This window comes from Caballeronia sp. LZ029 (assembly GCF_031451275.1).
Lineage (GTDB): Bacteria > Pseudomonadota > Gammaproteobacteria > Burkholderiales > Burkholderiaceae > Caballeronia > Caballeronia jiangsuensis.
In genome coordinates, this window is record NZ_JARUXO010000001.1 from 1,461,275 (window position 1) to 1,473,667 (window position 12,393).

10 protein-coding genes are annotated in these 12,393 nt (G+C 64.4%); 9 read left to right on the forward strand and 1 reads right to left on the reverse strand.

Annotation, left to right across the window (positions count from 1 at the left end; genetic code table 11):
• Window positions 1-82: 82 nt before the first annotated feature.
• Window positions 83-379, reverse strand: a complete 297-nt coding sequence (locus tag QCE73_RS06995; RefSeq protein WP_035498646.1) for a PsiF family protein — start codon at window positions 377-379, stop codon at window positions 83-85.
• A gap of 232 nt (window positions 380-611) precedes the next feature.
• Here QCE73_RS06995 and QCE73_RS07000 point away from each other — a divergent pair, with 232 nt between their 5' ends.
• The 9 genes from QCE73_RS07000 to QCE73_RS07040 all read left to right on the forward strand — a co-directional run bounded on the left by QCE73_RS07000 (window position 612) and on the right by QCE73_RS07040 (window position 12,208).
• Window positions 612-893 (forward strand): hypothetical protein, encoded by a 282-nt coding sequence (locus QCE73_RS07000; RefSeq protein WP_187604749.1) that lies wholly within the window; start codon window positions 612-614, stop codon window positions 891-893.
• Between the two features lie 325 nt (window positions 894-1,218).
• Window positions 1,219-2,181 carry a sugar ABC transporter substrate-binding protein gene (locus QCE73_RS07005; RefSeq protein WP_035498643.1) on the forward strand — a complete coding sequence of 321 codons (963 nt, stop codon included), beginning with the start codon at window positions 1,219-1,221 and terminating at the stop codon, window positions 2,179-2,181.
• A 190-nt stretch (window positions 2,182-2,371) separates the two neighbouring features.
• Window positions 2,372-3,961: a sugar ABC transporter ATP-binding protein gene (locus QCE73_RS07010; protein WP_309880378.1), complete on the forward strand. Its 1,590-nt coding sequence runs from the start codon at window positions 2,372-2,374 to the stop codon at window positions 3,959-3,961.
• Entirely contained in the window at window positions 3,962-4,951 is a 990-nt protein-coding gene (locus tag QCE73_RS07015; protein WP_187604746.1) for an ABC transporter permease, read from the forward strand.
• 172 nt (window positions 4,952-5,123) lie between these two features.
• Window positions 5,124-6,146: a LacI family DNA-binding transcriptional regulator gene (locus QCE73_RS07020; protein ID WP_035498640.1), complete on the forward strand. Its 1,023-nt coding sequence runs from the start codon at window positions 5,124-5,126 to the stop codon at window positions 6,144-6,146.
• 26 nt (window positions 6,147-6,172) lie between these two features.
• On the forward strand, window positions 6,173-7,123 hold the full coding sequence (gene rbsK, locus QCE73_RS07025; protein ID WP_309880381.1) for a ribokinase: 951 nt from the start codon (window positions 6,173-6,175) through the stop codon (window positions 7,121-7,123).
• A gap of 177 nt (window positions 7,124-7,300) precedes the next feature.
• On the forward strand, window positions 7,301-9,019 hold the full coding sequence (locus QCE73_RS07030; RefSeq protein ID WP_309880383.1) for a methyl-accepting chemotaxis protein: 1,719 nt from the start codon (window positions 7,301-7,303) through the stop codon (window positions 9,017-9,019).
• A gap of 129 nt (window positions 9,020-9,148) precedes the next feature.
• Complete coding sequence (locus QCE73_RS07035) at window positions 9,149-9,910, forward strand: hydratase (protein WP_309880385.1); 762 nt, start codon at window positions 9,149-9,151, stop codon at window positions 9,908-9,910.
• A 375-nt stretch (window positions 9,911-10,285) separates the two neighbouring features.
• Entirely contained in the window at window positions 10,286-12,208 is a 1,923-nt protein-coding gene (locus QCE73_RS07040; protein WP_035498636.1) for a PrkA family serine protein kinase, read from the forward strand.
• The last annotated feature ends 185 nt before the right edge of the window (window positions 12,209-12,393 follow it).

The window sequence follows — 12,393 nt, forward strand, 5'->3', positions numbered from 1 at the left end:
GCAATATCGGCCGGTAGGCTTCGTAAATACGAAAGGGTCGCCGCGCGCGAACGGCGCGGCGTGAACATGCGCGTGAGCGGGATCAGCCCTTGTTGCTGAGGCAGCTCTTCATGAACGCCTTGCGGTCGTCGCCTTTCTTGTCGGTTGCCTGCTGATTGCACGCGGTCATCTTCTGCTGCTGCGTCATCGGCGCGGAAGCAGCGGCGGGCGCGGCGGACAGACAGCTCTTCATGAAGGCCTTGCGGTCGTCGCCTTTTTTGTCGCCCGCCTGCTTGTTGCAGTCGGTCATCTTGCTTTGCTGACTGTTGGCGGCGATGGCGACGTTCGCGCCGAGCGCGAGGCTCAACACGGCGATGAGGGCGGTAGCTCGAATAGTCATGTGACGCTCCCTGATTTGAGTGACGGTTTCTTCTTCGGCGGCGCCTGTCTTGAGCGGCATGCCGCCCGCGCATTATGGCAAACCCAATATGAACGGTGTGTGGGATAAGGTGAAATCGGGAGGCGGGCGCGGGAACGAGGCTTGCAGGCGCCTTTCATTCATCCACGAATCACGCGAAGCATGCAGCCGACGTATGATCGTGCGATGCATCTCAACGCAAAGGAGACGCTTCATGTCCACACCGCTGTCCGACCATTACAAGGGCTTCGAGATCAAGGTGCAGGCATTGCGGCGCGCGAAAGAACGCGACGAACCGGACGACGGTCCGCGCCACTTCGACATCGTCGTGACGATCGCGAAGAGCGCGCACGGCGAGAGCGGCCGTGCGGTGATGTTCGGCGTGCCCGAACAGGAGCCTTTCGACAGCCCGATCGACGCGACGCGCGCGGGCATCGACTACGCGCGCGACATCATCGACAAGAAGGTGGACGGGCAATCGGTTGAAGATCTCTGACGCCCACAGCAAGCCGCTGCACGCTGGCAACCACATTACGCCGACAATGCCGCCGATCCTTTGATCGACGGCATTGTCGCGTGTGAACTACACGTTAGCCCGATTGACCTCGGGCGTCTGTCCAACGAGAATCGACGACGAGCAAACGTTGACACCGCGTCCGGACAGAACGACCGAAGGGCTTTGGCGCGCAACACGAAGCGAGGGCGCGACAGGGCGCCCGCGATCGCTTCCCTTCGTTGCCCTGCGCGGATCGACACGCGTTGCTCGCGTTCGCTGCATCTCGAAAGACCAGACAAACCAGAACAAAGCACTGGAGATCCGCATGAACCGAACCATCCGCCGACGCGTCCTGTCGGCCGCCGTCGCGCTCGCCGCCTGCACCGCATTGCCATTCGCCTCGTCATCCGCATTCGCGCAAACGGCGGGCAAGCCGAAGGTCGCGCTCGTCATGAAGTCGCTCGCCAACGAGTTCTTCCTGACGATGGAAAACGGCGCGAAAGACTATCAGGCGCACAACCCCAGCCAGTTCGACCTGATCACCAACGGCATCAAGGATGAAACCGACACCGCGGCGCAGATTCGCATCGTCGAGCAGATGATCGTGTCGAAGGTCGATGCGCTCGTCATCGCGCCGGCCGATTCGAAGGCGCTCGTGCCGGTGATCAAGAAGGCGGCGGACGCGGGCATCATCGTCGTGAATATCGACAACCGGCTCGATCCGGACGTGCTCAAGTCCAAGGATCTGAACGTGCCGTTCGTCGGACCGGACAACAAGAAGGGCGCGCGAAAGGTCGGCGATTATCTCGCCCCGAAACTCAAGAAGGGCGATGAAGTCGCGATCATCGAGGGCGTGACGACCACCACGAACTCGCAGGCGCGCAGCGCGGGCTTCAAGGAAGCGATGGACGCGGCCGGCATGAAGGTCGTCGCGCTCCAGTCCGGCGAATGGGAAATCGACAAGGGCAACGCGGTCGCAGGGCAGATCCTGAACGCGAACCCGAACGTGAAGGCGCTCCTGTGCGATAACGACAACATGGCGATTGGCGCCGTGTCGGCGATTCGCGCGGCGGGCAAGGCGGGCAAGGTGCAGGTCGTCGGCTTCGACAATATCGGCGCGATCAAGCCGATGCTGAAAGACGGCCGCGTGCTCGCGACCGCCGACCAGTACGCGGCGAAGCAGGCCGTGTTCGGCATCGACGTGGCGCTGAAGGCGATCGCCGGCCACAAGAAGCAGTCGGAGCTTTCGCAGGTCGTGGAAACGCCGGTCGATCTCGTGACGAAGTAAGCCCGGCGCGCGGCGGCGGCGGCGGCGTCGGGCGCCGCTTCGCGCGAAAAGCCTAAAGTTCGCGGCCAGCGTGCCGATAACACACTGACGAGCGCGGAAGGCAGACGGCGCGGGCATTGTCCGCGGCCATCCGGACGCTTTTCCGCGCGGGACCACCACGAGGATGCACAGCGAAGCCTTGAAGCGCCCCATGACCGGATCGAACGATGCGAACGTGCTGACCGTGACGGGCATCGGCAAGACCTATGTCGAGCCGGTGCTGGCGGACGTCTCGCTGGCGCTCGTTCCCGGCGAAGTGCTCGCGCTCACGGGCGAGAACGGCGCGGGCAAAAGCACGCTGTCGAAGATCATCGGCGGACTTACGGACCCGACCACGGGCACGATGACGCTCGCAGGCCAGCCCTATTTGCCGAAGAGCCGCTCGGACGCCGAAGCGCTCGGCGTGCGCATGGTGATGCAGGAGCTGAACCTGCTGCCCACTTTGTCGGTGGCGGAGAATCTGTTTCTGAACCGCCTGCCGCGCAAGGGCTTCGGCTGGATCGACCGGAAGCGGCTCGCGCAAGACGCGCGTCACGCGATGGCGCAGGTCGGGCTCGACGCGATCGATCCGGACACGCTCGTCGGCGGACTCGGCATCGGGCATCAGCAGATGGTCGAGATCGCGCGCAATCTGATCGACGATTGCCGCGTCCTGATCCTCGACGAGCCGACCGCGATGCTCACCGCGCGCGAAGTCGATCTGCTGTTCGAGCAGGTCGAGCGGCTGAAGGCGCGCGGCGTCGCGCTCGTCTACATCTCGCACCGGCTGGAGGAATTGCAGCGCATCGCCGAGCGCGCGGCCGTGCTGCGCGACGGACGCCTCGTGCATATCGGTCCGATGGACGAACTCACGAGCGATCGTCTCGTCACGCTGATGGTCGGACGCGAGATCGGCGAGCGCATCGATCTGGGCGAGCGGCGCATCGGCGGCGTCGCGCTGAAGGTGGAAGGCATGACGCGCGCGAGCGTGGTGCGCGACGTGTCGTTCGAGGTCCGCGCGGGCGAGATTTTCGGCGTGAGCGGGCTGATCGGCGCGGGCCGGACCGAACTCATGCGCCTCATTTACGGCGCGGATCGCGCGGACGCGGGCACGGTGTCGATCGCGCGCAACGGCGAGCCGCTGCGGCGCGTGTCGGTGCGCTCGCCGTCGGATGCGGTCGACGAAGGCATCGCGCTGATCACGGAGGATCGCAAGGGCGAGGGCCTTTTGTTGAGTCTGCCCATCGCCGCGAACGTTTCACTGGGCAATCTGGGCGCGGTGGCGCGGCATGGCGTCGTCGATACGCGCCGGGAATCCGCGCTCGCGCAGCGCCAGATCGACGCGATGCGCATCCGCACGTCCGGGCCTGCGCAGGCGGTGTCGGAGCTGTCGGGCGGCAACCAGCAAAAGGTCGTGATCGGCCGCTGGCTCGCGCGCGACTGCACGGTGCTGCTGTTCGACGAACCGACGCGCGGCATCGACGTCGGCGCGAAGTTCGACATCTACGGGCTGATGGGCGCGCTGGCTCGCGAAGGACGCGCGCTCGTCGTCGTGTCGAGCGATCTGCGCGAGCTGATGCTGATCTGCGACCGGATCGGCGTGATGTCGGCCGGGCGCATGACGGGCGTGTTCGAGCGCGCGAGCTGGACGCAGGACGCGCTGCTCGCGGCGGCGTTCTCGGGTTACGCGAAGCGCGAGGCGATCCTGCACGATCCGATCGTGCCCGATGCGAAAGCGCCCGAAGACAACCTGGAGCACTGAATGAGCGAAGCGAACCTGCCCGCCGATGCACCGAAGAGCACGAAAGGCGTCGGCACGCGTCTCGGCATTTCGAATTACCTGGGTCTCGCGGGTGCGCTCGCCGCGATGATCGCGCTGTTTTCGGTGCTGAGCACGCACTTCCTGACGTACGACACGTTCAGCACGATCGCGAACCAGATTCCCGATCTCGTCGTGATGTCGGTCGGCATGACCTTCGTGCTGATCATCGCGAGCATCGATCTTTCGGTGGGCTCGGTGCTGGCGCTCGGGGCGTCGGTCGTGAGCGTGGCCGCGCTCAAGTGGCACTGGCCGGCGTTTCCCGCCGCGCTGATCGGTCTCGCGGCGGCCGCGCTGACCGGCACGGTGACGGGCCTCGTCACGGTGGCGTGGCGGATTCCGTCGTTCATCGTGTCGCTCGGCGTGCTGGAAGGCGCGCGCGGGCTCGCGTACCAGATGACGAACTCGCGCACGGCGTATATCGGCGATGCGTTCGATTTTCTGTCGAATCCGATCGCGTTCGGCATCTCGCCCGCGTTCCTGATCGCGGTCGCGGTGATGATAATCGCGCATCTGGTCTTGACCCGGACGGTTTTCGGCCGATATCTCGTAGGGATCGGCACGAACGAGGAAGCGGTGCGGCTCGCGGGCGTGAATCCGCGGCCGTACAAGGTGATCGTTTTCGCGCTGATGGGCGCGCTTTCGGGGCTCGCTGCGCTGTTCCAGATCTCTCGGCTCGAAGCCGCCGATCCGAACGCCGGCGCGGGGGTGGAACTGCAGGTGATCGCGGCCGTCGTGATCGGCGGCACGAGTCTGATGGGCGGGCGCGGCTCGGTCATCAGCACGTTTTTCGGGGTGTTGATCATTTCCGTGCTGGCGGCGGGACTGGCGCAGATCGGCGCGAACGAGCCGACCAAGCGCATCATTACCGGCGCGGTGATCGTGGTGGCGGTGGTGCTGGACACATACCGCAGCAGAAGGAAGCGTGTGTAATCGTTTGTCTGACCGATGGACGGCGACGGCGCGCACCGCACGGGGCGGAAAAGCGGCCGGCGACGGTGGTTGAAGCAAGAGCGGCAAGCAGGGCGCGCGCGATGAGAAGTACGCGCCGGACGCCTTACGACCAATAAGAGCAGTTGGACCAAAGCATAGAGAAGGACGATGTATGGCGACGATCAAAGACGTGGCAGCCATTGCCGGGGTGTCGTTTACGACGGTATCCCACGTAGTGAACAATTCGCGGCCGGTGTCGGCCGACGTGCGTGCGAAAGTCGAGCGGGCGATCCTCGAACTCGACTACGTGCCGTCGGCGGTCGCGCGCTCGCTGAAGGCGCGCTCGACGGCGACCATCGGCCTGCTCGTGCCGAACGCGACAAACCCGTATTTCGCCGAACTGGCGCGCGGCGTCGAGGACGGCTGCGCGAAAAACGGCTATTGCGTGTTCTTCTGCAACTCCGACGACGATCCCGCCAAGCAGCGCAGCTATCTGCGCGTGCTGCAGGAAAAGCGCATCGACGGACTGGTGATCGCGTCGGCGGGCGAGGATTCGGTGCTCGCGCAGTGCCTCGCGGGCGCGCGTGAGCCGCTCGTGATCGTCGATCGCAATATCGAAGGGCTGCAATCCGACCTCGTGCAGATCGACCACGAAAAGGGCGCGTATCTCGCGACGCGGCATCTGCTCCAACTCGGGCACTCGCAGATCGGCTGCATCACTGGGCCGGTCGCGACAGCCGTTTCCGCGATGCGCCTGCACGGCTTCATCCGCGCGATGGCCGAGCGCGGCATCGAGATCGAGCCGAACGCGATAGTCCAGAGCGACTTCTCCGCGACGGGCGGTTACGCCGCGGCCTCGCAATTGCTCGACAACATGAGGCCGACCGCGATCTTCGCGTGCAACGACATGATGGGCATCGGCGCGCTGCGTGCGGCGGCCGAGCGCCACATCAACGTGCCGACGGAATGCTCGATCATCGGTTTCGACGATGTCGAGCTGTCGCGCTACACATATCCGGCCTTGTCGACGGTGGGACAATCGGTGCGCGCGCTCGGCGAAATGGCCGCGCAGACGCTGATCGACCGCATCACCGGCAAGCTGACCGGCACGACACGCCGGCGCGTGGTGGCGCCGCGCCTCGTGCGCCGCGAATCGACCGCCGTGGTGCCCGAATCGCGCAGCGCGAGAGCATAACGAAGGCTGTTCAAAAAGGAAGCGAGATGGGCGACAACGCCAATTCAGGCGACGCAGGCAAGACCGGCAGCGTAACCGTGGTCGGCAGCCTCAACATGGACCTCGTCGCGCGCGCGCCGCGTCTGCCGAGGCCGGGCGAAACGCTCGCCGGACATGCGTTCGCGCAGGTGCCGGGCGGCAAGGGCGGCAATCAGGCGGTCGCCGCGGCGCGCCTGGGCGCACGAGTCGCGATGATCGGCTGCGTCGGCAACGATTCGAACGGTGCGACGCTCAAGGGCAGTCTGGAGGCGGAAGGCATCGACTGCACGGCGCTCGCGACCAGCGAGAATGCGCCGACGGGCGTCGCGCTCATCGTCGTCGACGATGCGAGCCAGAACGCGATCGTCATCGTCGCGGGCAGCAACGCCGAAGTGACGCCCGCGCGCATCGAGGCGCAGGAAGCGCTGATCGCGCAGGCCGACGTCATCGTGTGCCAGCTCGAAACGCCGCCTGATACCGTGCGCGCCGCACTCGCCGCCGGCCGGCGTCTTGCGCGCACGACGATCCTCAATCCCGCGCCCGCCGCGCGCAAGTTGCCGCCGGACTGGTTCCCGCTCGTCGATTATCTGATTCCGAACGAACTCGAAGCCGCGACGCTCTCGGGCGTGGCGATCGACACGCCCGACGACGCGCGCCGCGCGGCGCAGGCGCTCAAGGCGAAGGGCGCGCGCAACGTGATCGTGACGCTCGGCGGACAAGGCGTGCTCGCGCTGCTGGATGGCGCGGACGGCGACGGCGTTCATCTGCCTTCGCCGATAGTCGAAGCAGTCGACACGACCGCCGCCGGCGACACGTTCATCGGCGGCTTCGCGGCGGAACTCGCACGCGGCGCCGCTCCGATCGATGCGATCGCATTCGGCCAGCGCGCGGCGGCGGTCGCGGTGACGCGCGAAGGTGCCCAGCCGTCGATTCCGCACCGCAGCGAAATTTCCGCATAACTTTTCAATGATCGCTGAAAAACGGCGCGCCTGACGCGCCGTTTTCTTTTCAGACGAAATAATTCCCTCAAGTGCTTACGCTTTCGCGCCGTTTACATCGATAGCGGTCGCGTGATCCTTCGCGCGCGCAGACACGAAACGACGACTCCGCTCGCGGGCGGCATCAGGGAAAACTCAATGAAAAAGGCTTTGACGATCAAGGCGCGCCTCGGCATCTCGATGGCGTTTCTGGGTGGGCTGCTCATCGCGATCGGCGCGCTGGGACTCACCGGCATGAGCCATTCGAACGGCGCGTTTCAGGAAACCTACTCGGTGCAGATGCCTGCGGCGATCGCCGTCGGCAATGCGGAAATGTACGCCGCGCGTGAACGGCTCGTGTTCGACCGCGCGGCGCTCCTCGCCGGCACGCCGGAAGTGGCGTCCACCGTCGAGCGCGCGCGCATGATGCGCGATCGGGCGGACGGCTACTGGAAGGAATACATGTCCTTGCCGCAGGCGCCCGGCGAAAAGCGCCTCGCCGACGCCGCGCAGGACAAGCGCCTCGCGCTGCAGGGCATCGTCGACAAGGGCATCGCCGCGGTCATGGAGAACGACCACGACGGCATCATCGCGAATGCCAAGGCGATGCAGTCGATGTACAACGAGCTCGCCAACGCGGACGACGCGCTGCGCAAGTATCTGACCGAAGCGTCGAAGCAGAGCTACGAAGAGACGCAGAACCGCTTCCTGTGGTTCCGCGCGCTGAGTCTCGGCGCGATCGCGCTCGGCATGGCGGCTGCCGTGTTCGCGTGGGTATCGCTGCGGCGTGCGATCGCGCGTCCGCTCGAAGCGGCGCTCGGTCATTTCGACGCGATCGCCGCGGGCGATCTGCGCCGCGAGGTCGTCGTCACGTCGCGCGACGAAATGGGGCAGTTGCTCGAAGGGCTCGCCAGGATGCGCACGAGCCTGCTCACGACCGTGCGCACCGTGCGCTCGGGCAGCGAATCGATCGCATCGGCGACGCAGCAGATCGCCGCCGGCAATACGGATCTGTCCTCGCGCACCGAGGAACAGGCGTCCGCGCTGCAGGAAACGGCGTCGAGCATGGAAGAGCTGACCGGCACCGTCCGCCAGAACGCCGACAACGCGCGGCAGGCGAGCGCGCTCGCGGCGAATGCGTCGGACATCGCGGGCAAGGGCAGCGCGGTGGTCACGCAGGTCGTCGACACGATGCGCGAGATCAACGGCAGTTCGTCGAAGATCGCGGACATCATCACGATCATCGAGGGCATCGCGTTCCAGACCAACATCCTGGCGCTCAACGCGGCCGTCGAAGCGGCGCGGGCGGGCGAGGAAGGGCGCGGCTTCGCGGTCGTCGCGGGCGAGGTGCGCAGCCTCGCGCAGCGTTCGTCGGCGGCGGCGAAGGAAATCAAGGAACTGATCGACACCTCGGTGGCGCGCGTGCGCACCGGCACGACGCTCGTCGATGAAGCCGGCCGCACGATGAACGAGATCATCGGCGCGGTGCAGCGCGTGACCGACATCATGGGCGAGATCGCGGCGGCGTCGGAGGAGCAAAGCAGCGGCATCGACCAAGTCTCGCGCGCCGTCACGCAGATGGACGAGGTGACGCAGCAGAACGCGGCGCTCGTCGAGGAAGCGGCGGCGGCGGCGCAGTCGCTCGAAGATCAGGCCGCGCGTCTGCGGCAGGCGGTTGCGGTGTTTCAAGTGGCGGACGGCGCGCCGGTCGCGGTGACAATGTCCGTATCCGCGCCGGCCGCGAAAGTTGCACCGCGTGCAACGATGACGCCGCGCGCCACACCGCGCGTTTCGCCCGCCAAGCGCCCCGCAACCGCGCCGGCAGCGCCCAAGGCTCCGGCGACCGCGGACACGGGCGGCGACTGGGAGACGTTCTGAGCGACGGCATGCGGCGCGTAGCGGCAAACGGGCGGTGAATGCGCGCGAAGGCACACGCGCGCGACCAACGTCGATCCGGTAACCCGTACACTGATGGGTGTGCGTCACCGCTCACACGAGGATATCGACATGACCGGATCGACACTCGCCGCGAAGTTCGCGGACGCCCGCCGCCGGCATCAGCTGATCGAAACGCTGGAGCCCGCCGACATTCCGGCCGACGCGCCCACCGCCTACGCGATCCAGCACGAGATGCTGAGAGAGTCGGATGCGCGCATCGGCGCGTGGAAGATCGGCGCGCGCGCGCCCGATGCGCTCGCCACCGGCGCGCCCATCGACGCCGCGCTTGTTCACGTTTCGCCCGCGCGCGTGCCCTTCGAATCGTTTTTCCGCGTACTGGTGGAACTCGAAGTCGCGTTCCGCTTCGCCTATGCGCTGCCCGCGCGACATGACCCTTACACGCGCGAGGAAGTATTCGATGCGATCGGCGGTATTGCAGTCGCACTCGAAGTGGTCGACAGCCGTTTCGCGCAGTGGCCCAATGTCGATCCGCTCGCCCAGCTCGCCGACTCGCAGAACAACGGCGCACTCGTGGTGTCGGGCATGGAGCCTTACGACGTCGTCGCGCCGGGCTTCGACTTTCTCCAGCCGCGCCTCGAATTGACACTGGATGGCGTATCCATTGCGCCGGCCGCACTCGGCAATCCGGCGGGCGATCCCCGCGAACTGCTGCCCTGGCTCGTCAACCATTGTTGCCGTATGGGTTTGACCGTCGAACCGTTCTGGACCATCACCACGGGCTCATATACAGGCGCATATCGCGTCGATGGACCTGGCATGCTCCATGGCGCGATCGACCGCATCGGCGAACTGGAATTGGTGCTCGCATGAAGCGTGAACATGCGCATCGATTGAATCGATACCTTGCATCTCATGAGCGCGCGCGCACGTATCCGTCATGACGTGATGCATGCATGTGCGCATGTGCGGCGCACGTCGCATTGGCGGACAGAAGCAGTGGATAAGTAGCGAAGTGCGCGCGGAAGCGAACAGGCAGCGACGATGTCCAGCAAGAGGATAGAGACATTGGGATGAGGATTGTAGGTGAACGAAAATAACTCACCAAGATAGGAATTCTTCGAAGCAAATGAACAACGCAAGTGCGTGAAAAAAAATTCGAAAGGGTTTAGGATGATTTCAAGCGATGTCGTTTCGATTACGCGCGTTGCGCACGACATAGCTTTCTGACTTCGGCGAGGAGGTAGCATGGATATCTACAGCAGTTTCGCGACCCGCTTCGAAAAAACCCGCGAGGAGGAATTCTCGCTCGAAGAGTATCTCGCGCTCTGCAAAGAAGATCCTGCCACATATGCAACAGCGGGCGAACGCATGTTGACGGCCATCGGGGAACCCGAATTCGTCGATACGCGACTCGATCCGCGGCTGTCGCGTACGTTTGCGAACAAGGTCATCAAGGTGTACCCCGCGTTCCGTGAATTCTACGGAATGGAGGAGGTGATCGAGAACGTCGTGTCGTACTTCCGGCACGCGGCACAGGGTCTCGAAGAAAAGAAGCAGATCCTGTATCTGCTGGGTCCGGTGGGCGGCGGCAAGTCGTCGATCGCCGAACGGCTGAAGCAACTCATGGAGCGCGTTCCGTTCTATTCGCTGAAGGGCTCGCCCGTCAACGAATCGCCGCTCGGTCTCTTCGATTACGACGAAGACGGCCCGGTGCTCGAAGAGCAGTACGGCATTCCGCGCCGCTATCTCAAGAGCATTCTCTCGCCGTGGGCCGTGAAGCGCCTGCACGAGTACAACGGCGACATCCGCAAGTTCCGCGTGGTGCGCCGCTATCCTTCGATCCTTCGCCAGATCGGCATCGCGAAGACCGAGCCTGGTGACGAGAACAACCAGGACATCTCGTCGCTCGTCGGCAAGGTGGATATCCGCAAGCTCGAAACCTATTCGCAGGACGACGCTGACGCTTATAGCTATTCCGGTGGCCTGTGCCTCGCCAATCAGGGCCTGCTGGAATTCGTCGAAATGTTCAAGGCGCCGATCAAGGTGCTGCACCCGCTGCTCACCGCGACCCAGGAAGGCAACTTCAAGGGCACGGAAGGCTTCGGTGCGATTCCGTTCGACGGCGTCATCCTCGCGCACTCGAACGAGTCGGAGTGGAAGGCGTTCCGCAACAACAAGAACAACGAAGCACTGCTCGATCGTATCTTCGTCGTGAAGGTGCCGTACTGCCTGCGCTACGGCGAAGAGATCAAGATCTACGAGAAGCTGCTGCGCAACTCGTCCCTCGCCGAGGCGGTTTGCGCACCGGGCACGCTCAAGATGATGGCGCAGATGGCCGTGCTCACGCGTCTGCACGAACCGGAAAATTCGAGTCTCTTCTCGAAGATGCAGGTATATGACGGAGAGAACCTGAAGGACACGGACCCGAAGGCGAAGTCGTATCAGGAGTATCGCGATTACGCGGGCGTCGACGAAGGCATGACGGGCGTGTCCACGCGCTTCGCGTTCAAGATCCTGTCGCGCGTCTTCAACTTCGATTCGAGCGAAGTGGCGGCGAACCCGGTGCATCTGATGTACGTGCTCGAACAGCAGATCGAGCGCGAGCAGTTCCCGCCGGAGACGGAGCAGAAGTACCTGTCGTTCATCAAGGACGTGCTGGCTTCGCGCTACGCGGAGTTCATCGGGAAGGAAATTCAGACCGCTTATCTGGAGTCGTACTCGGAGTATGGTCAGAATATCTTCGATCGCTATGTCACCTATGCCGACTTCTGGATTCAGGACCAGGAGTTCCGCGATCACGATACCGGCGAGAGCTTCGACCGCGCATCGTTGAATGCCGAACTGGAGAAGATCGAGAAGCCCGCGGGCATCAGCAACCCGAAGGATTTCCGCAACGAGATCGTGAACTTCGTGTTGCGTGCGCGTGCGGCCAACGGCGGCAAGAATCCTGCGTGGATCAGCTACGAGAAGCTGCGCGTGGTGATCGAAAAGAAGATGTTCTCCAACACGGAAGAACTTCTGCCGGTTATTTCGTTCAACGCGAAAGGTTCGGCCGAAGAGCAGCGCAAGCACGAGGACTTCGTCAATCGCATGGTCGCGAAGGGTTACACGCCCAAGCAGGTCCGGCTCCTGTGCGACTGGTATCTGCGCGTGCGCAAGTCGTCGTGATGTAGAGTGGATGGGTATGGGGGAATCGACGGGAGTGGGCGCCATCGCGCCTTACTCCGGTCCCGCGCAAAGCGATAGTCAGGATGTCCCCTGCGGCCCGGGCGCGTGGATTGCGTCCCGACCGCACAGTGGACAGTTTGCGAGACGAAAGACGCCGCGATCAGTCGAAGCTGCACGTGACGCCT

Bases quoted from the DNA above. Each gene is read 5' to 3' on its own strand.
- QCE73_RS07005 (WP_035498643.1), top strand. From the start codon at position 1,219: ATGAACCGAACCATCCGCCGACGCGTCCTGTCGGCCGCCGTCGCGCTC.
- QCE73_RS07000 (WP_187604749.1), top strand. From the start codon at position 612: ATGTCCACACCGCTGTCCGACCATTACAAGGGCTTCGAGATCAAGGTG.
- QCE73_RS07035 (WP_309880385.1), top strand. From the start codon at position 9,149: ATGACCGGATCGACACTCGCCGCGAAGTTCGCGGACGCCCGCCGCCGG.
- QCE73_RS07020 (WP_035498640.1), top strand. From the start codon at position 5,124: ATGGCGACGATCAAAGACGTGGCAGCCATTGCCGGGGTGTCGTTTACG.
- rbsK (WP_309880381.1), top strand. From the start codon at position 6,173: ATGGGCGACAACGCCAATTCAGGCGACGCAGGCAAGACCGGCAGCGTA.
- QCE73_RS07015 (WP_187604746.1), top strand. From the start codon at position 3,962: ATGAGCGAAGCGAACCTGCCCGCCGATGCACCGAAGAGCACGAAAGGC.
- QCE73_RS06995 (WP_035498646.1), bottom strand. From the start codon at position 379: ATGACTATTCGAGCTACCGCCCTCATCGCCGTGTTGAGCCTCGCGCTC.
- QCE73_RS07030 (WP_309880383.1), top strand. From the start codon at position 7,301: ATGAAAAAGGCTTTGACGATCAAGGCGCGCCTCGGCATCTCGATGGCG.
- QCE73_RS07040 (WP_035498636.1), top strand. From the start codon at position 10,286: ATGGATATCTACAGCAGTTTCGCGACCCGCTTCGAAAAAACCCGCGAG.
- QCE73_RS07010 (WP_309880378.1), top strand. From the start codon at position 2,372: ATGACCGGATCGAACGATGCGAACGTGCTGACCGTGACGGGCATCGGC.